This window comes from Bifidobacterium sp. wkB338, from assembly GCF_003688325.1.
GTDB lineage: Bacteria > Actinomycetota > Actinomycetes > Actinomycetales > Bifidobacteriaceae > Bombiscardovia > Bombiscardovia polysaccharolytica.
This window is the reverse complement of the sequence record NZ_NPOR01000020.1, coordinates 18,248-40,824: the sequence shown is the minus strand read 5'-3', so window position 1 is coordinate 40,824 and position 22,577 is coordinate 18,248. Positions and strand designations below refer to the sequence as shown.

At 62.6% G+C, this 22,577-nt stretch carries 16 protein-coding genes; 5 read left to right on the top strand and 11 right to left on the bottom strand.

The annotated features are described in order from the left end of the window. Positions 1 to 2,630 (bottom strand): InlB B-repeat-containing protein (locus CI603_RS04640; RefSeq protein WP_183122245.1); only part of this gene is annotated, 2,630 nt, incomplete at its 3' end. Positions 2,631 to 3,259: 629 nt separating this feature from the next. Further along, positions 3,260 to 6,019, bottom strand: coding sequence for a phosphoenolpyruvate carboxylase (locus CI603_RS04635; RefSeq protein WP_121913229.1), 2,760 nt, complete (start codon positions 6,017 to 6,019; stop codon positions 3,260 to 3,262). 306 nt (positions 6,020 to 6,325) lie between these two features. Here CI603_RS04635 and CI603_RS04630 point away from each other — a divergent pair, with 306 nt between their 5' ends. Further along, a complete protein-coding gene (locus tag CI603_RS04630; protein WP_395947969.1) occupies positions 6,326 to 8,263 on the top strand; it encodes a threonine/serine exporter family protein in 1,938 nt (645 codons plus the stop codon). Here CI603_RS04630 and trpS read toward each other — a convergent pair. Next, positions 8,260 to 9,345: a tryptophan--tRNA ligase gene (gene trpS / locus CI603_RS04625; protein WP_121913227.1), complete on the bottom strand. Its 1,086-nt coding sequence runs from the start codon at positions 9,343 to 9,345 to the stop codon at positions 8,260 to 8,262. The two genes, CI603_RS04630 and trpS, sit on opposite strands and share 4 nt — an antisense overlap. Before the next feature lie 153 nt (positions 9,346 to 9,498). Here trpS and CI603_RS04620 point away from each other — a divergent pair, with 153 nt between their 5' ends. Further along, a complete protein-coding gene (locus tag CI603_RS04620) occupies positions 9,499 to 9,882 on the top strand; it encodes a DUF3073 domain-containing protein (protein WP_046322133.1) in 384 nt (127 codons plus the stop codon). 27 nt (positions 9,883 to 9,909) lie between these two features. On the opposite strand, the gene CI603_RS04615 is transcribed toward CI603_RS04620, so the two are convergent. Then, on the bottom strand, positions 9,910 to 10,329 hold the full coding sequence (locus CI603_RS04615) for a sterol carrier family protein (RefSeq protein WP_121913226.1): 420 nt from the start codon (positions 10,327 to 10,329) through the stop codon (positions 9,910 to 9,912). Positions 10,330 to 10,462: 133 nt separating this feature from the next. After that, the gene (locus CI603_RS04610; RefSeq protein WP_046322139.1) at positions 10,463 to 10,693 is read right to left on the bottom strand and encodes a hypothetical protein; all 231 of its coding nucleotides are present in this window, start codon (positions 10,691 to 10,693) and stop codon (positions 10,463 to 10,465) included. Between the two features lie 154 nt (positions 10,694 to 10,847). Between CI603_RS04610 and CI603_RS04605 the strand changes: the two genes are divergently transcribed. Then, the gene (locus CI603_RS04605; RefSeq protein WP_121913225.1) at positions 10,848 to 11,609 is read left to right on the top strand and encodes a rhomboid family intramembrane serine protease; all 762 of its coding nucleotides are present in this window, start codon (positions 10,848 to 10,850) and stop codon (positions 11,607 to 11,609) included. Positions 11,610 to 11,987: 378 nt separating this feature from the next. On the opposite strand, the gene crgA is transcribed toward CI603_RS04605, so the two are convergent. Next, entirely contained in the window at positions 11,988 to 12,434 is a 447-nt protein-coding gene (gene crgA, locus CI603_RS04600) for a cell division protein CrgA (protein WP_046322141.1), read from the bottom strand. A gap of 90 nt (positions 12,435 to 12,524) precedes the next feature. On the opposite strand from crgA, the gene CI603_RS04595 reads away from it, so the two are divergent. Continuing rightward, positions 12,525 to 13,280, top strand: a complete 756-nt coding sequence (locus CI603_RS04595; RefSeq protein WP_046322142.1) for a DUF881 domain-containing protein — start codon at positions 12,525 to 12,527, stop codon at positions 13,278 to 13,280. Continuing rightward, the gene (locus tag CI603_RS04590; protein WP_046322144.1) at positions 13,281 to 14,396 is read left to right on the top strand and encodes a class E sortase; all 1,116 of its coding nucleotides are present in this window, start codon (positions 13,281 to 13,283) and stop codon (positions 14,394 to 14,396) included. It begins immediately after the preceding gene. A 459-nt stretch (positions 14,397 to 14,855) separates the two neighbouring features. Here CI603_RS04590 and pknB read toward each other — a convergent pair whose 3' ends face one another. From pknB to CI603_RS04565, 5 genes are read right to left on the bottom strand one after another with little or no spacing between them, the layout of a single operon-like run. Continuing rightward, entirely contained in the window at positions 14,856 to 17,015 is a 2,160-nt protein-coding gene (gene pknB, locus CI603_RS04585) for a Stk1 family PASTA domain-containing Ser/Thr kinase (protein ID WP_121913224.1), read from the bottom strand. After that, the gene (locus tag CI603_RS04580; protein ID WP_046322149.1) at positions 17,012 to 18,004 is read right to left on the bottom strand and encodes a serine/threonine-protein kinase; all 993 of its coding nucleotides are present in this window, start codon (positions 18,002 to 18,004) and stop codon (positions 17,012 to 17,014) included. The genes pknB and CI603_RS04580 overlap by 4 nt, the downstream gene beginning before the upstream one ends. After that, entirely contained in the window at positions 18,001 to 19,464 is a 1,464-nt protein-coding gene (locus tag CI603_RS04575; protein WP_121913223.1) for a penicillin-binding protein 2, read from the bottom strand. The genes CI603_RS04580 and CI603_RS04575 overlap by 4 nt, the downstream gene beginning before the upstream one ends. Then, complete coding sequence (locus tag CI603_RS04570; RefSeq protein WP_121913222.1) at positions 19,461 to 21,002, bottom strand: FtsW/RodA/SpoVE family cell cycle protein; 1,542 nt, start codon at positions 21,000 to 21,002, stop codon at positions 19,461 to 19,463. The genes CI603_RS04575 and CI603_RS04570 overlap by 4 nt, the downstream gene beginning before the upstream one ends. After that, complete coding sequence (locus CI603_RS04565; protein ID WP_121913221.1) at positions 20,999 to 22,573, bottom strand: BofC C-terminal domain-containing protein; 1,575 nt, start codon at positions 22,571 to 22,573, stop codon at positions 20,999 to 21,001. The genes CI603_RS04570 and CI603_RS04565 overlap by 4 nt, the downstream gene beginning before the upstream one ends. Positions 22,574 to 22,577: the final 4 nt, after the last annotated feature.

The window sequence follows — 22,577 nt, the reverse complement described above, 5'->3', positions numbered from 1 at the left end:
GAATGATCTTCTCCGCCGCTGACCTGTATGGCTTTCAGTCCTTTGCTTGCGTCGGTTGGGCTGTCCGGGTCGCGTACGCGTACGGGAACAGACGAATCCGTTCTGGTGTTGTTGCCGAGTCGGCCACTGCCGTTGTTTCCCCAGGCGTACACGTATCCATCGCTGCCCACGGCCAGCGAATGATATCCTCCGCCGCTGACCTGTATGGCTTTCAGTCCTTTGCTTGCGTCGGTTGGGCTGTCCGGGTCGCGTACGCGTACGGGAACAGACGAATTCGAAGAGGCGCCGCTGGTGTTGTTGCCGAGCTGGCCAGTGCTGTTGTTTCCCCAGGCGTACACGTATCCGTCGCTGCCCAGGGCCAGCGAATGATCTTCTCCGCTGTTGACCTGTATGGCTTTCAGTCCTTTGCTTGCGTCGGTTGGGCTGTCCGGGTCGCGTACGCGTACGGGAACAGACGAATTCGAAGAGGCGCCGCTGGTGTTGTTGCCGAGCTGGCCATAGTAGTTCCATCCCCAGGTGTATACGTATCCGTCGCTGCCCAGGGCCAGCGAATGATCTTCTCCGCCGCTGACCTGTATGGCTTTCAGTCCTTTGCTTGCGTTCTCGGGGCTGGCGGGGTCGCGCACCCGGACAGGGACAGGATTCGGATCGAAGAAGTCGCTTCTGGTGTTGTTGCCGAGCTGGCCATGGTAGTTCCATCCCCAGGTGTATACGTATCCGTCGCTGCCTAGGGCGAGTGAATGCTGGCCTCCAGCGCTGACTTGTACATAGGTGAAATCCGACGACACGCCTGCAGGCTTCCTCACCATGACCGGCGTATGTCGGTCGGTGGTCGTCCCGTCGCCGAGCTGGCCATACCTGTTGGCTCCCCAGGCGTAGGCGTTCCCGTCGCTGCCCACAGCCAAGGAAAAACCGTAGGCAGGTTCTTTTCCTCCGCTGACCTGGTTGAATCTGATGCCGTTGGTGCTGTCTGCCGGGGTGATGGTGGTGGCTTCGTTGCCCAGCTGGCTGCCCTTGTCGGGGTTGATGCTCCACGTGTTGTTTCGGCTTTCGGGTGTCCAGTGGGCGGTGAGGGTGAGGTTCTGGGTGACAGGTTTGCTGAAATCGTAGGCGACCTGTCCGGTGAACCAGCCGTCGAACTGGTAGCCTTGGCGAGCCGGGTCGGGGGAGGGGCGCTTGGCCCTGCCGTATGGGTAGGGGACCTGCTGGTCTGCGGGTTTGGGGCTTCCCTCTCCTGCGTCGAAGTGAACCGTAAATGCAGAGCTTCGTTCGGCGTTCCTGGTCAGGGTCTGGTCGACGGTGTAGTTGAGGTTCCTGGTGAAGGGCTGGCTGTCTTGTTTGCCGGTGATGGTGATGGCGGCTGGTCCGGGCTTGTGTGCGGGTATGTCCGTCTGCCAGGTGTCGCCGGTCTTGGTGAGTGTGAGCGGCTGGCTGTCCAGGCTGGCTGATTCCAGTGTGGGCGCCTGGGTGGTGTCGAGCCTGGATGGCTTGCCGGGCTTGCCTTGAGCGTCCATGTTCCACGTGAATATGGCGCCCTTCCTGTTGGTGGCAGTGATCCTGCCGCCGGCTTCGGCGGCCTGCGTGTAGGCTTGGCTGCCGTCGTCCGCCCGGACGGGTTTGCTGCCGGGCTTCCAGGCCCAGAGGCGGCCGTCCGTGCCGGTGATGATGGCCTGGCTGTCGTTGCCGGCGATCCTGCTGGCCTGCACGCCGTCCGGCATGTTGACCTGGGTCATGGCGGTCGTGCTGTCGGCCAGGTACCGGGCCTGCCCGTCTGCGTTAAGGAGGAGGAGCCCTTGGCTGAGTGCTTGGGCTTGGATGATGCGCATGCCCGCTTCCTGCTTGACGCGTGAGGGTTCGGCGTTTCCAATCTTGCCTGCGTCCCATGTCCAGGCCTGCCCGTCTGCGTCCACGATGAGGATCCGCTTGTCGGAGGCGACGGCGGTGACGGCCTGCGCCTGCCCGGGCAGGCTGGCCGTGGCCTTCTGGGTGAATTCCGGGTTCAAGCTCTGGCTGGCGGCATGGCCGGACTGATAGGCGTGGACCTGGCCTTGCCGGTCCACCGCCAGGAGAAGGTCATCGTGCATGCTGATGCTGGTGAACCCGGTGTTCTGATCAGTGTTGAGGATGGTGGGCGTGGCCTGTTGGCTGGTCCAGGTGTAGACCTGCTGGTCGGATCCGAGGGCGGCCTGCAATCGGCTGCCGGCTGCGGCTTGCAGGTAGTGGAACCCTGTGGGGGCATGGGCGGGGAAGGGCGCCTGTTTGGGAGTGTCCTCCTGCGTCCATGTGTAGATGCTGCCGTCGCCGGTCAGGCCGACGGTCTGCTCGCCTGCGTTCTGGATACTGGTGTAGCTGGGCTCCTGCTTGTCGGGCGGGCTGATGGTCAGGTGGGCGCCGGAGGCGGACCCATGGTTCGGGCTCAGTGTCCAGTCCGTGATCCTGGTCCACTGGGCTTTCAGGGTCATATTCCGGAAAACCGGGGTCTGCAGGTCATAGGGCTGGCCGTCAAGCATCCACCCGTCGAACCGGAAACCATCACGCCGGGGATTGTGTTCCGGAGCAGAGACAAGAGTCCCGGTCTTTATGCTCGCCTGGGTTGGCTTGCTCCCGTCGACCGGGTCGAAACGCACCATATGCGAGGCTTGATCATCCGTCTGATCGGATGGCTTGTCTGAAGCGGAGTCTGTGTTTTCTGGTGTGCCCGTCGGCGATGACGATGTTGTAGCGCTCGGCGTGTGGTTCAGCGGCGAGGCGGTTTCCAGAGGCGAGGGTGAAGGCAGGGGAGTATTGGTTGCGTTGCTGGGGAGAGAGGCGGGATTTTGTTCAGCTACGCGAGGGGTCTGACGACCCCCCCCCCCCCCGGAAAATTGGAGCATCCCGCCTGGGCGGATGCGACGCCCAGGCCTGTCAGCAGGCTGATCAGGACGATCGTCATTGCCAACGTGCGACGCAGACGGGAAACCAGATGCATGAAATCAAAACCCCTTCACCAAACACCAAGCGGTGGCAATGCCGCCTGCCTTGCAACATCTTAACGTCATTCCTGTCGGAAAGCCCTACCGCTTGCCTACGCCAGTCCTGCATCCCCGATCGCAGGAACCAATAGCAAAAGCCAGCCGTCTTCCCGACACCCCTGCCTCTCACTCTACCACCCAGCCCACCAACAACACACGACAGTATCGGGGCACTTGAACACGGCGAAGCCCCGCCTCCTGCTGTTTGCAAGAGAACGGGGCCCCATCCTTAATCCGTCAAGAAGAGATCAGCCGGTGTTCTGCAGGCCGGCGGCGACTCCCGAAACAGTGCAGAGAATCAGGTAGATGAAGTCGGCCTGCTGGCTCTTGCTGAGCTCCTCCTTGTCGTTGCGACGACGCAGGGCCCGCAGGGCGCGCACCTGGGTCACCGACAGGGCGTCCACATAGGGAGAGCGGATCCGGATGGCCTGGCCCAGTACGTGACGATGCTGCAGGGGCCACTCGTCGCCTACGATCTGCAGAACCCACTTGCGGGTCAGCTCCATCTCCGAGAGGACCTTCTGGCTCAGGTCGTCCCGGTCTCCCAGGGAGAGGTACATCTTGGCGATGCGCTCGTCGGTCTTGGCCAGGCTCATTTCGATGTTGTCGATGAAGGTGCTGAAGAGCGGCCATTCCTCGTAGGCCTGACGCAGGGTCTCCAGGTCGCCGAACTTCTCGCAGGCGGTGCCCAGGCCGTACCAGGCGGCCAGGTTGATTCGTGCCTGCGCCCAGGAGAAGACCCAGGGTATGGTCCGCAGATCGTCCAGGGACTTGGCGCCCAGACCGCGCTTGGCCGGCCGGGAGCCGATGGGCAGCAGGCCGATTTCGTTCAGAGGCGTCACGATGGAGAACCAGGGGGCGAAGTCCGGCGTGTGCAGCAGGTCCAGGAAGCGCTCGTGGGCGGCCTGGTCCAGCTTGTCGGCCATGTCCGCGTACTTCTCGGTCATGGTGGTGTTGCGCTCCTCCACGCTGGGCGCGGACTGGAGCAGGGTGGCTGCAGCCACGGACTCGATATGGCGGATGGCCAAGACCGGGTTGCCGTAGCGGGCGAAGATGACCTCGCCCTGTTCGGTCAGCTTGAACCGGCAGTTGACCGAGCCCACAGGCTGGGCCAGCACGGCACGGTTGGCAGGGCCGCCGCCACGGCCTACGGCGCCGCCGCGTCCGTGGAAGAGGGTCAGGTCGATGTCATGGCTCTCGGCCCACTTGGCGATGCGCTCCTGGGCGGAGTGCAGGGCCAGGGTCGCTGAGACAGGACCGGCATCCTTGGAGGAGTCGGAGTAGCCCAGCATGACCTCCATCTTGTTGCCGGTCTCCTTGAGTCGGGCCTGGACCTCGGGGATCTTGATGATCTCCTCCAGCACGTCCACCGAATTCTGCAGGTCCTCCAGCTGTTCGAACAGGGGGATCACGTCGATGACCGGCACGTCTTCGGCATGCTCGAAGGCCAGCCGGTTGAGCTCGTAGACGTCCTTGACGTTCTGGGCCGACTTGGTGAAGGAGATGATGTAGCGGCGGGCGGCCTTCTGGCCGTTGCGCTTCTGGATGGCTCCCAGGGCACGGAAGGTGTCGAGCACCTCGTGGGTCATGGGCTGCAGCTCGCCGCGCTCGCCATGCAGGCCGTGCTCGCGGATGTCCTCCAAGGCGCGGGCGTGGACCAGAGAGTGTTGGCGGAACTCCATCTCCACCATGTGGAAGCCGAAGGTCTGGGCCTGCCAGATCAGATCCTGCAGAGGGCCGTAGGCCTGACGGACCGCGCCCGCCTTGGCCAGGGAGTCCTGGACCACGCGCAGGTCGGCGATGAAGTCGTCGCAGTCGGCATACATGAGGTCGGCGTCACGCTGAATGGTGGCCTGCAGACGGTCGGCGATGACCAGGACCACGGCCCGGTGCAGCTCGTTATGTGAGATGGTGGTGGCCCTATCGGTCAGACGCTCGCTCATCTCCTTCTGATGGCTCCACAGGCTCCTCAGCTCGGAGCTGGGAGGGGTGGTGGTCACTTCCATGGTCATATTGCGGCCCACGGTGGTGGTGGCCCTGACCAGTGCCTCAAGCATGTGGTCTGAGAACTTGCGCGCCACCTTGCGAGAGACCTTGGCGGTCACGTTGGGGTTGCCGTCGCGGTCGGAACCGATCCAGCTGCCCGGGTGGAAGAAGGCAGGGCAGACGGGCTTGACCATGCCGGCCTTCTTGCCCAGCATCCAGTCGTCGAAGCGGCGGTAGACCTTGGGAATGGTCTCGAAGAGCGTGGCGTCGAAGATGTCCAAAATAGTGTTGGCCTCTTCGACGGGCGTCGGCTTCTTGGCTGCGATGGGCGAAGTGCGGAAAAGGGCGTCGATCTCGTTGTGCAGCAGACGCTCATTCTCCTCCAGCTCGGAACCGCCCAGGCCGCGGCGAACGGCCAGCAGGTTGGCGATGCGCCGGATCTTGCCCTCCACGGCCTTGCGCCGCGCCTCGGTGGGGTGGGCGGTGAAGACGGGGTGGAACTCCAGCTTCTCCAGCAGCTCCGAGGCCTTGGCCGGGCCCATCTCCTGAAGGAGCTGGCTGTAGGCGCTGGTCATCTCGTTGATGGGGTCGGTGCCCTTGACCTTCAGGTCCACCTTGCCCTCGCGCTCATGCAGGACCTTCACCCGGTAGTTCTCCTCGCAGAGGTTGGCCAGATGGAAGTAGGTGGTCAAAGCGCGGGCCAGCAACTGGGAATCCTTGACTGAGGTGTCGTCGATCAGGGCTACGGCCTTGGACAGGCCATCCTCGTCAGGCACGGGGTCCGAGGGGTGGCGGTTGAAGTGCTCGGCGCTGGCCGTCATCACGTCCTCGCGTAGGGAGTCGAAGCGCTTGAGCAGCTGTTGATCGAATTCCCCCAACACATCCCTGAGCAGCCGCAGGCACAAGGCCATGTCCTCATCCAACGATTGAGGCAGCTTGCGTTCCTCCGGCCCCTTGGTCCCGGTGCCGGATGTGACCAGGGTCGCATCGGCAGCCGTGATTTGCTGATTACTATCTGTCATCAGTCCTCCTTGTCGAATCGCAGGTTGCCCGGTCTTCGGCCATTCCACGGCTCCTCCGCGGTTATTGGTGGTCGGCGTTGCAGGCCCACAGCCTTCGGTTCGATGGCTCGCGGCCCATTCTAGGACGCTTCCGGGTCGAATACGTTTCATGGTCCCATGCGGCGGTGCAAGGGCACGTGACCCGGGTGGAGTATGAATGTGGGTGTGAAATTCAAGAGCAGGAGTTCCAAGGACAGCTATCGCGGCAGGGCCGCAGCCGAGGTCAGACGGGTAAGCAAGTACCACACCCATTCCATCCCACTGGATATGGAGGATATTGAACGCGACTACGACAAGCCCATCGTCGAGGCCTGCATCGCGGCCAAGACCAGCCTGATTGTGCGGGTGGGCATGCTGGAGCTGGGGGCTGGAACGGGAAGCTTCCGCGTGCGCGAGATGATGCACAGGATTGCCTACCCCATGGGCGTGCATGTGCGGGCCGACGTGAACCTGACCGACATCGAGGCCACCTGCACGGATGGTGTGTCTCGGATCACCGAGGTGGTGGACCTGCCCACCACCGGGGTCAACACCGAGCGGATCTGGCTCCTGGAGCACTTCGCGGACTGGCTCAGCGTCAAGTGCGGGCAGGCGGGGACCTACCACGCCATGTCGGTGGTCTCCAGGGAGCTGGTGGACAACCTGGACGAGCCGAACGTCTACGCAGCGGCCCGCAAGGCGGTCAAGGAGGTGCTGGCCCAGGACCAGGATGCGGCCAAGGTGTTCAAGGATGCGGTGGCCACTGCCGTACACAACGAGGACGAGATCAGCCAGAGCCGGATCGATGCGGCGGCCATAGACACCAGGACAGCCGCCGGTCTGGGCACCGTAGGCTCCACGCCTCGGCCGGAGGCCACGCCGACCGCCGCAGCCTCGGGGGATTCCGAAGATTCCAAAGCTGCTTCTGTTTCTGCTGCCTACGCGATTGAGAATTCAGATTCGAGTGCCGCTGGTTGTGCAGCCATTGGATCATCTGCAACCAGCCAAGGGCGCGACTCCGCGTCTGAGCAGCCTGGGCCTGGGCGGCCTGCGTCAGCCCAAGGCCAAGCACATGAAAAGGCCAAGTCTTCCGAGGGTGCGGCACCCTCCGAACAGCCGGTGTCTTCCGACGGGTCTGCATTGCTCAGAGAGGCAACAGACTCCGCAAAGGCTGCATTTTCCGATGAGCCTGCCTCCTCTGACAAATCCGCGTCCCCAAAGCCGCAGGCAAGGGGTGGCATCACGGTCCGGCAGGCGCATGAACGTCTGGACCTGATCGAGCGACGCAAGCCCCTCTACTCGCCCCTCTTCTCAGGCTTCGCTTCGGCCGTGGCCTGCGCGGCCTTCGTCTTCCTGCTGGGCGGCGGTCCCTACGACATGGCCGGGGCTTTTGTCGGCGCTGGCATAGGCCAGTGGGTGCGTCGACAGATGCTGGGCAGGCGGATCAACCAGTTCTTCGCTACCGGGGTGGCGGTCATCATCGCCGCACTGGCTTGCGTCGGCACGCTGAGACTGGTGGGTATCTTCGACCCGGTGGCTCTCAAGCACGACACGGCTTATATCGGCGCCATCCTCTTCGTCATTCCCGGCTTTCCCCTGGTCACCGGCGGCCTGGACATCGCCAAGCTGGACTTCCCTTCGGGGGTGCAGCGCATCACCTACGCCTTCTCGATCATCCTGGTGGCCACACTGGGAGGCTGGGCCGTGGCGCGGATGGTCATGCTCAACCCCCAGGGCTTTGAACCGATGAACCTGAGTCCCATGCTGATGGCCGGACTGCGCATGATTGCAGCATTCTGCGGGGTCTGGGGCTTCTCGGTCCTCTTCAACTCACCCCAGCGCATGGCCCTGGTGGCCGCCGTCATCGGCGCTCTGACCGACACCATGCGCCTGGAGATGCAGGACCTGCTTCATGTCCCTCCGGAGATGGCCGCTTTTCTGGGTGCCTTCCTGGCCGGCATGCTGGCTACGGTCTGGCGCTCCTCGGTCCGTCACGGCCTGCTGCCGCCTCACCTGGGCTATCCAAGAATCAGCCTGACCGTGCCATCCATCGTCATCATGGTGCCCGGCCTGTATATGTACCGGGCCATGTTCTACCTGGGACAGTTCAATACGCTCAACGCCTTGGACTGGGCCTTCCGGGCCTTCATGGTCATCATCTGCCTGCCCATCGGCCTGGTCACGGCTCGGGTGCTGACCGATCGCTCCTGGCGGTACGACGTCTAGTAGCGCATGCCCATGGCCGAGCGGACCTGATCAAGGGTCTCCTCGGCTATCTGGTTGGCCCGCTTGTTGCCCTCGACCAGGATGTCGCGCACGGTGTCCATGTCCTTGGCCAGCTCGGCACGGCGCTCGCGGTGGGGTGCCAGGAACTCGTTGACGGACTTGGTCACGTAGGCCTTGAGGGCGCCCGAGCCGGCATTGCCGATCTCTTCGGCGATATCCTCGGGCTTGCGGTCGGTCACCAGGCCGGCCGTGGTCAGCAGGGCTGAGACCTGCGGGCGGTTCACAGGGTCGAAGGTGATCCTGCGTTCGGAGTCGGTGGGCGACTTGCGGATCAGCTTGGCTGTCTCCTCGGCGGTGGCGCCCAGCATGATGGAGTTGCCATAGGACTTGCTCATCTTGCGTCCATCCAGACCAGGAATCTCAGAGGTGTCAGACAGGATGGCATCAGGTTCTGGGAAGACCGGAGCTTGGCCAGGGTAGCGCTCGTCGAAGCGGCGGGCGATGGTCCGTGTCAGCTCAACATGCGGCAGGTTGTCCTTGCCGATGGGGACCACGTTGGCCTTGCAGAAGAGTATGTCGCAGGCCTGGTGGACCGGATAGGTCAGCAGCAGACCGGTCAGGGCATGGCCGCTGGCCTCCATCTCGGCCTTGACGGTGGGGTTGCGGTGAAGTTCGGCTTCGGTCACCAGCGAGAGGAAGGGCAGCAGCAGCTGGTTCTCTGCAGGGGTGGACGAATGGGTGAAGATCATGGTCTTCTTGGGGTCGATGCCCGCAGCCAGATAGTCAAGCACCAGGTTGAGCACGTTGTCGCGGATATGCTCGGTGGTGTCCCGGTCGGTGATGACCTGGTAGTCGGCGATGACGATGTTGGTGTGCACACCGCGATTCTGCATCTGGACACGTTCGCGGATGGAGCCAAAGTAATGACCCAGGTGGAGCCTTCCGGTCGGGCGGTCGCCGGTCAGCATGGTGTAGCGGCTCGGATTCTTGGCCAGCTCGGCCAGCACCTGGTCGGACCGATGCTTGGCGGCTCTGAAGCTGTCGCTGATCTCGTTGCCTGCCGCTGTGACTTCTTCCTGCATGGTCCCACCCTCGTCGTCGTGCCGAATGTCCTTCTGGGAATTGCTTTTATGGTAAAAGTCCGAGCCGACAAGATGCGTAGGTGGTACTCTCATAAATGATGCAAATTCACATTCAAGTTGCCTAAGTGCACGTTACCTGGCGAAGGGGGTCGGATGGGCCGCGGACGTCAGAAGGCTAAGCAGACGAAAATAGCCCGGAAGCTCAAATATCTGACAACGGACACGGATTACGACGAGCTGGCCAAAGAGCTCAGCAGCAAGGAACCCGGAACCAGGGGCAAAGATCCCTTCAAAATGGTTGAAGAGGAGTACTCCAAACCGGATTCGCGCAAATCGGGGGGCCAGGACCCCGAGGATTCCCCGGACGATGATCTGAGCGATTACGCCCGGTGGGCCGCCGAGGCTGCTGCCAAGGCCACCTCTGGGGAGATGCCGGCTACGCCCAAGCCGCACAAGCGCATACCCATCCCCGTGCCCAGCGCGCTCAAACACCATAAAGATCAGAAGACCGCAGCAAAGGGGTCGTCGAGCAAGTAGCCGACCGCAGAGGTGGCCGACTATTGGTCATACCAGTGGCAGTAGCTCGTGCAGATCGTCGCGCTCGCCCACGGCGCTGATATGCCCGGCGGCGGCTTCTTCACTCCAGCTGGTGATGCCAGCGGCCAGCCGCAACCAGACATCCGGATCCAGTTCGATTACGTCAGGCGGAGTCAGGTTATGCGGGTCGGACGCAGGCCCGTCCAAAATCTTGATGGCTCCCCAGGGGGCTACCCTGACCTCTACGCCGGGACCGGGGGCCTTGATCTCCAGCATGTGCAGGGAATAGCGGACGGCCATGGCCTTGCTGCGCCTATCGGTTTGCGGGGCCACTGTCAGGCGGTTGCCCTCCGGGCCTAAATTGCCTGCAGCCTCCTTGGCCGCATCGCGCCAGGCCAGAAAATCCCGGCGGCCTTCCTCCATGTCTGCTTCCCGTATGGCACTCATAGCTCCATTGTGACGCGCCGCCCCAACAGGTGTGTCCGGCAGGCTGCGATCAAGCCAAAATCAGGCATGAAAAAAGGAACCCGTTGCCCTCACGTTCTTGACGCTGGGTCGGATTCCTTCCCGACCGGAACGGTCAGGCCTGTGCGCCCGCTTGCAGAGGGGCTTCGGGATCCTCAGACCCCTTGTCCTCCTCATCCTTGGCCAGGCCCAGGTCGACTGGCGATGAGCTGTTCTCCCAGGGCTCCTCCCAGGGATCATAATCCGGGTTCTGCTGCTTGTATACGAACAGAGCGACAACGCCGGCCAGCAGCGTGCCGAAGAGCAGTGCAAAGAACTTCCAGCCGTTTGAAGATGAATTCTCCATGTTTGGCTCCTTTCGACGACTTTCGTCGGTCCTGCCCACTTCGACCGACCTAGTCAACATCCTAGTAGAAAGCGGTGAACTGTGGGGCACATCGGTGCCATTGCGGCACGGAAACCGCACACCCCGGGCCGGACGGTCAGGTAAGGTATGGTTCATGGTCAATGGCACGGGCACCGGTTTCACAGGCGGAGGAAACGGTCGGGGGCCGCTGGGATGGGTCCGGCGGCACTGGGGCGACCAGGCTCCGGTGGTGACGATAGCCATCACCCTGATCTGCATAGCGGCCTGGGTCATCCAGATGGTCCTGTATCTGCTGGCTCCGCTTCGCTACCAGCGGCTTTTGCTGGGCTACTGGGCCTTCGTGCCGATCACAGCCATTCATGAGCCCTGGATGTTTGTGACCAACATATTTCTGCACGCCACCAATGTCTCGCATATCCTCTTCAATATGATCACCCTCTGGGTTGTGGGGCCGGTGCTGGAAAATCTGATAGGGCATGGGCGTTTCCTGGCGCTCTATATGATCAGCGGGCTGGGCGGAGACCTGGGGCTGATGGTCTATGCAGTCCTGTCGCCCAATGGCTGGGGCACGTCGGCCATCGGGGCCTCGGGCGCGCTTTTCGGAATTTTTGCCGCCATTCTGGTGGTCTATCGTCGTTTGGGGATTGACATCGTTTCCATGGTGGTCTGGATGGCCATCAACTTCTGCATGCCCCTGTTCGTGCCCGGCATTGCCTGGCAGGACCATGTGGGCGGTTTCATAGTCGGCGGCCTCTTCATGCTGGCCCTGCTGCACATGGGCCGGCCCGGCTCGCGGGTGCATGGCCTGCTCTCCTGGTTGCTGCCCACGCTGATCTTCCTGGTGGTCCTGGTCCTGCTGGCTCTGGGCTGCAACGTGTTCAACCCCATGCGCTGACAATCAGCAGCTGTCTGCTGCTTTACACCTTCCGTGATAGATAAATGACATGGATGTCACCTATCCACATTTGTTGACAATCGTGTGGATAACCTGGGAATAAGTAACCAGAACTGGTGCATATATATCGGCAAAAAGTGGATAAGTAAACACAGAACCCAATCAGCAGTAGGGTTGTGGACAGGTGTCTTAGGCTGTCCACGATAAAGCCGGGCGATTGTGGATAACTTTGGTTTGAGTCTCGAAACAGTGGATGAAATAGGTGGAGCCGGGAAATTGAATCCACACATGCCTGACGCTCAGGGGTGGATGGATATGCAAGAACCCCACATCCGCGCCTGGGCGGTTGCAGGGTTCCTGAAGAGTAAAGCAGCTGGGTCAGTGCCACCACATGGTCATGAGGAAGCCGACCAGCAGGATGCCGAAGCCTACGGCCAGGTTCCAGTTGCCGATGCCGGGGATTGGGAAGACATTGCCCCTGGTGGAAGCGATGTAGTAGACCACGATCCAAATCAGGCCCACTACCATCAGCGTGACGAAGAGAGGCACAAACCAGCGCGGATTGGCCTTGGTGCTTTTGATGGTGTCTTCCACGCGGCGGGTGTTCTCTTCCTGACGCTGCACGATGCGGCGCATCTGCGGAGTCATGTGCTTTTTGTCAACGCTCTCGTTGAGCACGGCCTCCACCTTGTCCATGGACAGGCCGTACTCCTCGTCTTCTGCATCCTCGCCAGCGCCAGCGGTCTTGTTCTCGGCCTCGGCCTGGGTCTTCTTGGCCTCGTCCACCGCCTCGTCCTCGTCATCATGGAGTTGATGCTCTGCCATGAGGTTATTCTCCTTCATTAGATCTACTAAGCCATAGTAGCGGTTAGACTCGAACGTAATACTATCGCAGATGAGGATGAGGGTATGCCTATGACCAGACGGACGGGACGGCACGGAGCGCGCAGGTCCCTGGTCGGCACATTGTCCGTGGCTGTGGTGCTGGCCCTGGTCGGGTACATGCTGACCACCAACATCCGTGTCAACAGGACGGTCACGGTCACCTCGGATACGGCCGGGCTGGTGGAAGAGCGCGAGAACAAGGCTGCGGAGCTGCGCAAGGACATCAATGATATGAGCTCGCAGATCAACGCTCTGAAGACCATCACCGACGACGACAAGGGCAACTCGGACCAGGCCCGTGAGGACCCCGGTTCGGGCACGGTGCTCAAGGCCGTCCAAGGGCCGGGACTGACGGTAACCCTCGATGATTCCCCGCTCTGGAAGCAGAAGGTGGGGTCCGACGGATCGACGGCCAACATCAATGATTACGTCATCCACCAGCAGGATGTGGAGAGTGTGGTCAACGCGCTCTGGGCCGGGGGAGCCGAGTCCATGAGGATCCAGGACCAGCGTGTCCTGCCCACCACGGCCGTGCGATGCGTGGGCAATGTGCTGCTGCTGCACGGTCGAAAGTACTCGCCGCCATATAAAATTTCGGCCATAGGACCAGTCGATCGGATGACCAAGTCCCTGAATGCTTCGCCATCCATCCAGATTTACAAGGAGTACGTGAATACGGTAGGTCTGGGATGGAATGTCGAATCTTCGGGCAATCTGAGATTCCCTGAGACGACGGCTGTCCTGCAGCCACTCCAGTATGCATCTCTAGATGAGAAGGCACGGTAAATGACGACAGAAGACTCGGAGAATGACTGGATGTCGGTTGATAAACCTGCCGACAAGCGACGAAAGTGGCCGGTTGGGATAGCAGAAATCGTGGGGGAGCTGCTGATGACGCTGGCCGTCATCTGTGCCCTCTACGTGGTTTGGCAGCTTTGGTGGACCGGTGTGCAGTCCGAGCATCAGCAGTTGGAGACCCGTGCCTCGACCGCTTGGAGCGACCCGGGATCGGGAGATACCCGAAAGGTGGCCAAGCCTCAGAGCGGAATGCCGCCGGTACAGCCCGAACACGCCTCAGAGGGCGATCTGATGGCCCAGATCTACATTCCTCGTTTTGGACAGCATTGGGAACGCAACGTGGTTCAGGGCACGTCGCCCAGGGATCTGGCCTACGCGGGACTGGGACACTACTCCAATACGCAGATGCCGGGCGAGCTGGGCAACATGGCTATTGCCGGACACCGCGCCGGCTATGGTGAGCCGCTGGGCCATGTGGACCAGCTGCGTGTGGGCGATGCCATCGTCCTGCGCACCAAGGATTACTGGTACGTCTACCACTACACCCGCTACAAGATCGTGGCTGCCAACGAGGTCAGCGTCATCGCCCCCAACCCTTATTCGCCCAACGAGGCTCCAGATCGGCGCATGATTACACTGACCACCTGTGAGCCCAAGTACACCACGGCCACCCACCGCTGGATCAGCTGGGGCGAATTCGGCTACTGGGCCAAGGTATCCGACGGGGTGCCTAAGGAACTGCTTGGTGACCGAGGCAGCAAGGTGGCCTTTGCAGACGACAAGGGCTCGGTCATAGCCAGGGTGGGTTCCCTGCAACCGGTCTTCCTGGTTTTAGTAGCAGCCTATCTGATTATCTACCTGGCGGCCCTGGTCGCATGGCGTTACCCCTTGCTGCGGCAGATTCGCAAGGGCGAGAAGCCACAGCCCATGATCAGCCTCTACGGCTGGCTGCTGCGGCACCAGTCCGGCATAGCTCCGATTCGCTGGCTTCTGCTGATTCTGCTCCTGCTGGCTCTGACCTGTGCCTTGATGGAATGGGGCTTCCCATGGCTGGCCAGCAACGTGCCCTGGCTCAGACAGATATCCAACTACTCCGCCTTCTGATCTAGGCGGCATGGAAAAGCGGCGGGGCCGCAGGATCCAGTGTGATTCTGCGACCCCGCCGCTTATTTATAGTCATGTCTTGCCGGCTGTCAGAAGTAATTGCCAAAGATAAAGGCAAAGGTCTTGTCTACGTCTCTCCAGCGGCCATGGTCCTGATGACGCAGTGTTGCAGCCGATGCGGGTTTGTTGCAATTTGGCGACGCGACTTGGCAAGCGGCCAGTCCGGCAGTTATGGGTCAACCATTATGGATTGGTTGATGGGTCCTGGCGTTTAACGCTTGGAGCTCTGGTCTGTCAGCAGAAGTCATGACTGATGTTTGTGACCGAAAGTCTCGGTTCTCAGCCTAATGACGCGGACTAATAGCCATCGCTCTAATTCATCCCGTATTCACTCTGCCTGGCTCTTTATGACCCAACTATATGACCCGGCGGCAAGGCTGTGGCCGCCGGGTCATACGATCAGTTGGTGGAGCTGACGGTGGTCACAGTTATGGGGGTGTTGTCGTCCACCTTGCTGCCGGCTCCGGGACTTACAGCGGTCACCTTGTCCGTGTCCTTGCCGACAGAAGTGATTCTGTCGGCGCTGACACCGCTGTTGGTCAGCTTCTGCCGGTAGCTGCCCAAGGTCTCGCCCGGGGCGATGACTGGGACGCTGATAGCCGTGGTCAGGGTGATGGTGTCCTTGGACTTGTCGAAGGAGGCGCCTGAGGTGGGATCCTGGCCGGTGACCACGGCGTTGTCGTTGTTGGGGCCGTTGACCTTGATGTTGACCCCCTGGCCCAGGTTGCGCTTGGCTTCGCCCAGGGTCATGTCGATGTAGTAACCCAGCTTCATGCCGCTGCTGACGGTGACTGTAATCATGGCTCCCTGCTGGATGGAGGATCCGGCAGCCGGGTCGGTGCTGATGACCACGTCCTTGGCCACGGTGTTGGAGGCCTGCTCGTGGATGGTGATGTTGAAGTGCAGACTCTGCAGGGTCTTGGTCGCGTCGTCCTTGCTCTTGCCAGACAGGTCAGGCACCTTGGTCATGCCCGAGGAGATGTAGAGCAGGATGCTGGTTCCTTTGGCCACGCTCTGGCCGGCGGCGGGATCCGTGCGGGTCACATGGTCCTTGGGCACGTCTTGGCTGTCTTCTACCGAGGCGGCGGGAGAGGCCTTGAATCCGGCCTTCTCCAGGGTTCTGCGAGCCTCCTGCTGATTCATGCCCTTGACGTCGGGAATGGCCGTATCCTTGGGTCCGGAGGAGAACCAGACGGTCACTGTGGAGCCTTTGGGAGCCATGCTTCCGCCCTTGGGGCTCTGCTTGGTGAAGGTCCCCTTGGGCTCGGCCGAGTCATGGTCCTCCTTCTCCTGGTAATTGAAGCCTGCGGCGGTGACCTTCTCACGGGCGAGAATTCGCGACATCTGAGCATTGATGGTGGGTACCTCGGCCATCTGATGGCGGTTTCGGCTCATATAGGTCACGCCGAGTCCGGCGGCCACCAGAAGCAAGGCTGCCACGATAGCGGCGATGATGATCTTCTTGCGCCGTTTGGACTTCTGCTGGGCCGCCTTGGTGGCCGTGCGCTCAGCTGTGGCGAGATCGGTGGCAGCGGCCGGATTGAGTGGGTCCTGAACAGGGTTGAAGGCCTGGGTGGCGGCCGTCTCCTCTTCGGTCAGCGGCATGGTGGCCGTTTCGGTGCCCTGCTCGGCATCCTTGCGGGCCTTGACGTTGGCCAGGTCGGTCAGCGGGTTGAAGGCGGCAGCCACCGGGGTCCCGCCGTTCATGAAGGCCAGGATGTCGCTCTTGAAGGCGGCGGCCGTGGCGTACCGGTTCTGACGATCCTTGGCCATGGCCTTGGCGCAGATGGAATCCCACATCTTCGGCAGGCCAGGCACGATGGTGCTTGGCGGGGTGGCCACCTCGGTGACATGCTGGTAGGCGATGGCCACGGCCGAATCCCCGTTGAAGGGCGGCCGTCCGGTCAGCATCTCGTAGAGGACGCAGCCGGCCGAGTAGAGGTCGGAACGCATGTCCACGCTCTCGCCGCGGGCCTGTTCGGGGCTCAGGTACTGGGCCGTGCCCACCACGCCCTGGGACTGGGTCATCGTGGCGGCCGAATCGTCCATGGCCCGGGCGATGCCGAAGTCCATGACCTTGACGATGCCCTGCTCCGAGATCATGATGTTGCCGGGCTTGATGTCCCGGTGGATGACCCCCATGTGGTGGGAGTAGTCCAGGGCGCTTAGCATGCCCAGCATGACCTGCTCGCTGTCGCGCTGGCTCAGGGCCCCGTTCTCCTTGAGGATGGACCTCAGGGTCTGCCCCTTGACGTACTCCATGACCAGGTAGGGCACCCGCTCATGGTTGCCCTGGTCGTCGGTCAGTATCTCCTCGCCCGAGTCGTAGATGGAGACGATGTTGGGGTTGTTGAGCAGGGCGACCGAGTGAGCTTCTCGCCGGAACCGCGATAGGAAGACCTCGTCGTTGGCCAGATCGGACCGCATGATCTTGACCGCGACCGTCCTTCCCAGACGCGTGTCCACAGCCTTGTGGACCTCGGCCATGCCACCGCGTCCGATCAGCTGTCCCAGACGGTAACGTCCGTCCGCTAGGGACGGCGGCAGTGTGATGCTCATAGGGTATCCCCTCCGTTCGTCGCTTCAAGGCCGCGCTGTGCGCTTCCTTCTCCATAGTGCCCCCAGAAGGGCCTGAAGATGTCTTTTGCCGCGTGTGGCCTGCTCACAATGCGTCGAGGCATGGGTGCGCGCGGGTCGATGACCTCCGTCTCACCCAGCTGCTGGTCCAGCAGCCGCTGCTCGATCCTGGCCAGCGTGTGCGAGACCACCAGGGCATTTGCCGGGCGGTCTCGCGGGTCCTTGGCCAGCATGGACATGACGAAGTTCATGAGTTGATTGTCCACCGAGTCGGGCAGTGGCGGCACAGGGTCGTTGACGTGTGCTGCGGCGATGTCCACCGGGGTGGCGCCGGTGAAGGGCCGGTGTCCGCAGAGCCCCTCGTAGGCCACCACACCCAGGGAGTAGATGTCGGACTGGGGGGTGGCCTGGAGACCCTGGGCCTGCTCGGGCGAGATGTACTGGGCTGTGCCCACCACCATGCCGTCCTGGGTGATCTGCCCCTGGTTGGTGGAGTAGGAGACCCCGAAATCGGTGATCTTGACCTCGCCGGTGTCGGAGACCATGATGTTGGCCGGCTTGACGTCCCGGTGGATGACCCCGTGGGAGTGGGCCACGTAGAGCCCTCGGGCCGTCTGTATCAGGATGGGCAGCAGCTCGATGGGGTCCAGGGCGCCCCGGTCCCGATAGATGTCTGCCAGGGATTGGCTGGGCACGTATTCCATGATCAGGAATCCGATGCCGTCGTGCTCGTAGTACTCGAAGAGGGCGGCGATGTTGGGGTGGGCCAGGTTGGCGGAATTGTGCGCCTCGGCCCGCAGCCGCAGCAGCTTGGACTCCTCGTTGGTCAGATCCTCGCGCAGGGCCTTGATGGCCACAACTCGTCCCAGTTCGATGTCATAGCCCTTCCAGACTTCGCCCATGCCCCCTTGGGCCAGGCGACGGTCCAGACGGTACCGTCGATGGATGAGCTGTCCTTGTACCAGTTTCACTTGGCAGCCTCCTGCATGATGCGTTTCATAATCGGTCCGGCAATGTCTATGCCATAGGAGGAGATTCCATGCACCACGACGGCTACGGCTACCTTGGGTTTGTCGGCCGGAGCGAATCCTACCATCCACCCGTCATTTGCCGTATTGCCCGTGCCGATCTGGGCTGTGCCGGACTTGGAGGCCACCTGTACGCCTGGAATCTCAAGCTCCGGATAGCTCTTGGTGGTTACTGCCTCCATCATGGTGGTCAGGGCCTTGGCGGTGTCCGATGAGAAGGCCTGTGAGTAGACCGAGGGAGTTGTCTCACTGATGACGCTGAGGTCGCTGGAGCGCACCCGGTCCACCAGGGTCGGTTGCATGAGCTTGCCGCCGTTGGCCACGGCGGCGACCGTCATGGCAGCCTGGAGTGGGGTGGATAGGGTGTCTCCCTGGCCGATGGAAGCTAGGGCGATCCGGTCCTGGGACTGGTCCTCGGGGAATTTGGAGGCCACGGCCTTCATGGGCCGTCCTGTGGAGGTGGTCCCGTCCAGGGTGATGGTGGAGCCGTAGCCGAACTTGCGGGCCTGCGCTGCCAGCGTCTTGCCGCCCAGGGCGACCCCTAGCTGGGAGAAGGCCGTGTTGGATGAGTAGGCCAGGGCATTCTCCAGGCTGATCTTCCCGTTGACCCCGCCGGCCGCTGTAGTGGTGTTGGTCAGATTGTAGTTGGTGCCGGGCAATGTGTATGAGGCCCCGGCCGGCAGTTGGCTATCGGGGTGATACTGGCCGGACTCCAGGGCGGCGGCGGCCACAACCACCTTGAAGGTGGACCCGGGCGGATACAGCTGCGAGGTGGCCCGGTTGAGCATGGGGTTGTCGGAACGGGAGGCCAGCTTCTGGTAGGCCTGGGAGGCATCGCCGCTGTCGTGGGCGGTCAGGTCTTCGGGGTTGTAGCTCGGTGTGCTGACCATGGTCAGGATGCGGCCTGTGGAGGGCTCGATGGCCACCACCGAACCGGACAAGTTGCCCAGCATGGCGTAGGCGGCCTCCTGCATCTTGGGATTGATGGAGGTCTCGATGGAGGCGCCCTTGTTCTGGGTGCCGGTGAAGAGGGACTTGACCCGGTCCATCCACAGGCTGTCCGACTGGCCGCTCAGCAGACGGTCGCGCGAGGCCTCGATTCCTCGGTCTGCCGGGCTGGTGATGGAGTAGTAGCCGGTGATGGGCGAGTAGACGGGCCCCTTGTGGTAGTGCCGCTGGTACTGGAAGGAGTCGTTGATGGGGTCGGACTGGGCCATGACGGCGCCGTCCGAGGTCAGGATGGCTCCCCTGGGTGCCGCATACTCGTGGTACAGGGCACGCAGATTGCGAGGGTCCGAGTTAAGGCTCTCCGCCCGGATCACCATGATGATGGAGCTGGAAAGCCCCAGGATGACGAAGAGGACGATGACGGCGTTGAAGAGTTGACGCAAGGCCTTGTTCACTGTCCACCTCCTCGGACCTGACGGACGGGGATGCGGCCGGTGGCTGGCAGGTCGGTCTCCTCGTCCTGGTCGGTCTGCTCGATCGGCCCGGCATGACGATCATGGGACTCTTGGTCGTCAGAGTCTGAGTCGGGGTCCGAGTCGTCCTGGCTGTTGCGCTTGCTGGTCTCCTGCTGGCGCAGGACGGCCAGAGCCTCGTACTTGAAGGTGTCCGAGCTGACCTCCGGCGCAGGCTTGTTGGCCGCGTTGGAGATGATGATCAACAGGACGGCCAGGATGCAGTTGGCCACCAGACTGGAGCCGCCCGCCGCCATGTAGGGCATGGTCAGTCCGGTCAGGGGGATGACCAGGGTGATGCCGCCCACCACAGTGAAGACCTGGAAGGCCATGGTGAAGACCAGACCGGAGGCCAGGAGCTTGCCGAAGCCATCCTTGATTTTCATGGCCGTGATCATGCCCGAGGCCACGATGACCAGGTAGAGGGCCAGGACCACCAGCAGGCCGCTCAGCCCCAGCTCCTCGCCCACCGATGTGTAGATGAAGTCGGAGTTGGCCAGGGGGGTGATCCAGGGGCGTCCCTGGCCCAGGCCGGTGCCTGTCAGCCCGCCGGCGGCCAGGCCGAAGATGCCGCGTACCAGCTGGCCGGACCCGCCGAAGGCCTTGCTGAATTCAGCATCGCTGAAGGGGTGCAGCCAGGCGTCCACACGGGCGCCCACATGGGCGAAGATCATGGAGGCGGCCACAGCCCCGATGACGAAGAAGACCGCGCCTATGGCAATCCAGCTGGTGCGGCCGGTAGCCACATAGAGCATGGAAACGAACATGGCGAAGTACATCAGCGAGGTGCCCAGATCATGCTGGATGACCAGGACGGCCAGCGAAATAAGCCAGACGATGATAATGGGGCCAAAGTCCTTGATTCGGGGCAGCCGCATGCCCAGGAACTTCTTGCCGCCCACGGCTAGCTGGTCTCGGTGGTCGAACAGGTAGGCGGCGAAGAAGAAGGCCAGGAAGAGCTTGGCGAATTCGCCGGGCTGCAGGGTGTGAGACCCTATGCCTATCCAGATGCGGGCGCCGCCGATCTCGCGGCCGATGCCGGGAAGCATGGGCGATAGGAGCAGGACCAGGCCCACCACCATACTCACATAGGAGAAGCGGCGCAGCAGCCTATAGTCCCTGAGCAGCACCACCAGCAGCCCGCACAGGACCAGGGCCAGACACAGCCAGATCAGCTGGGTGAAGCCCACTCGTGTAGGCTGGCCGATCCGGGCGTTGCGCAGATCTATGCGGGTGATCAGGGTTATGCCCAGGGAGCTCAGGATGACGATGCTGGGCAGGATGGACTGGCTACCGTAAGGCTGAAAAATCTCCAGCAGGACCCAGAGGGCGATGAAGAGGGCGGCGGTGACCGCCAGCAGGGCTGCGTAGTCACCGGGGAAGCGGCCCGCCGCACGGGCGAACATCTGGAAGAATCCGATGAACCCCACCAGCAGGGAGAAGAGCAGAAGGCCTATGCGGCGCAGACGGGTGATGATCATGATTGCTGCCGCCCGCTCTGGTCGGTTTTCGACGGTGAGGGCGAGGCTGAGGGGGAAGTCGTCGCCTGGCTGGATTCGTCCTTGGCTTCCTTGGCCTGCTGGCGTTTGAGGTCGCCGGCCTCCTTCCGGATCAGACGCGCGTGCTCCTTGGCGTCATCCATGCTGGAGACGGTGATGCCCTCTTCCAGTTGGTCACGCCAGGACTGGGGAAGCCCCTTGACGGCGATATCCGTGGTCTGCACCGGGTGGGACAGAGAGAGGGCGAAGGCCTTGGTGGGCACGCCCTGGTAGATGACCACACGGCCCTGGTCCGTGCCCAGATAGTACTGTTCCTGGCTCCAACGATAGGCAGCCGCCGTGCCTCCGGCCAGGGCAAGGATCACCAGGGTGATGATGCCGGCCAGGATCAGCCGAATCCGCCGATGCCGGGCGCGCTGGCGTTTGCGCTGCTCCAGGTGCTCCTTGTGGATGGCGTCGGCCACGTCTGGATCATAGGGATCGGCAGAGTCTGAGCCGTCCTTCTTGTGGACGATGGGGATCTCGCTGGTGTCGGGCACATGCCGTTCGCCGCTCTCCTCGCGGGCAGCCGAGGGCTGGGCGGTGCGGCCGTCGCCATCCTCGTCCTCCTGCTTGTCGGCGTCCCGGTCCTGGGCCAGGTCGGCAGCCCGCTTGGCGGGGGACTCCCGGGACTCGTCACGCAGGCGCGGTGCGGCCGCTACGGGCTCATCCAGGATGTCGGCCAGGGCCTCCAGGTTGGAGCTGGCTGCGCCACCGACCAGAGGAGTCTGATGGGGCAGGTCGAAGGCATCGGCATCCAGGGCCAGCGTGGCATCGGCGATGACTACGGTCACGTTGTCGGTGCTTCCGGCCTTCAGGGCGAAGGTGACCAGCTGCTGGGCGCACTCCGCCTGGTCCGAGACCGAGGACAGCACTTCGGCGATGGTCGAGTCCTCCAGAACGCCGCAGAGACCATCCGAGCAGATCATCCAGCGGTCTGCTGGCAGGGCCTTGGAAATGGAGATGTCCGGGCGGGGGTCGATGTCGAAGTCCCCCAGGACCCGCATGACCACGTTGCGCTGAGGATGGTTGCGGGCCTCGGCCGGGGAGATGCGGCCGGTGTCGATCAGGTGCTGCACGTAGGAGTGGTCCTGGGTCATCCGGATCAGCTTGCCCTCCCGCAGGAGGTAACCCCGGGAGTCCCCGATATGGGCCAGCACCCAGGAGTCGTTGGCCAGAGCCAGGGCCGTGACCGTGGTGCCCATGCCTGACAGCCGGTGTTCGCGCTTGGCCTTGCCCACGATGGCGTCATGGGCCGCGATGACCGAGGTCTCCATCATCCGAGCCAGGGATTGCACGTCCTGTTCCCGGTCGTCGCGTTCGATGTGGGCCAGGGATCGGATGGCTATGGTCGAGGCCGTATCCCCGCCTGCGTGGCCGCCCATGCCGTCGCACATGGCCACCAGGCGCTCGCCGGCGAAGGCCGAATCCTGGTTGTTGCTGCGCACGTACCCCACGTCTGAAACCGCCGTGGAGTAGAGGAACAGCTTTTGGCTCGCATCGTTCCTGGTCATGGGC

Excerpts from the sequence above, each read along its gene's own strand:
- trpS (WP_121913227.1), bottom strand. The coding sequence starts at position 9,345 with ATGCAGGAAGAAGTCACAGCGGCAGGCAACGAGATCAGCGACAGCTTC.
- CI603_RS04620 (WP_046322133.1), top strand. The coding sequence starts at position 9,499 with ATGGGCCGCGGACGTCAGAAGGCTAAGCAGACGAAAATAGCCCGGAAG.
- CI603_RS04615 (WP_121913226.1), bottom strand. The coding sequence starts at position 10,329 with ATGAGTGCCATACGGGAAGCAGACATGGAGGAAGGCCGCCGGGATTTT.
- CI603_RS04635 (WP_121913229.1), bottom strand. The coding sequence starts at position 6,019 with ATGACAGATAGTAATCAGCAAATCACGGCTGCCGATGCGACCCTGGTC.
- CI603_RS04610 (WP_046322139.1), bottom strand. The coding sequence starts at position 10,693 with ATGGAGAATTCATCTTCAAACGGCTGGAAGTTCTTTGCACTGCTCTTC.
- CI603_RS04605 (WP_121913225.1), top strand. The coding sequence starts at position 10,848 with ATGGTCAATGGCACGGGCACCGGTTTCACAGGCGGAGGAAACGGTCGG.
- crgA (WP_046322141.1), bottom strand. The coding sequence starts at position 12,434 with ATGGCAGAGCATCAACTCCATGATGACGAGGACGAGGCGGTGGACGAG.
- pknB (WP_121913224.1), bottom strand. The coding sequence starts at position 17,015 with ATGAGCATCACACTGCCGCCGTCCCTAGCGGACGGACGTTACCGTCTG.
- CI603_RS04590 (WP_046322144.1), top strand. The coding sequence starts at position 13,281 with ATGACGACAGAAGACTCGGAGAATGACTGGATGTCGGTTGATAAACCT.
- CI603_RS04595 (WP_046322142.1), top strand. The coding sequence starts at position 12,525 with ATGACCAGACGGACGGGACGGCACGGAGCGCGCAGGTCCCTGGTCGGC.
- CI603_RS04570 (WP_121913222.1), bottom strand. The coding sequence starts at position 21,002 with ATGATCATCACCCGTCTGCGCCGCATAGGCCTTCTGCTCTTCTCCCTG.
- CI603_RS04565 (WP_121913221.1), bottom strand. The coding sequence starts at position 22,573 with ATGACCAGGAACGATGCGAGCCAAAAGCTGTTCCTCTACTCCACGGCG.
- CI603_RS04630 (WP_395947969.1), top strand. The coding sequence starts at position 6,326 with ATGGAGGATATTGAACGCGACTACGACAAGCCCATCGTCGAGGCCTGC.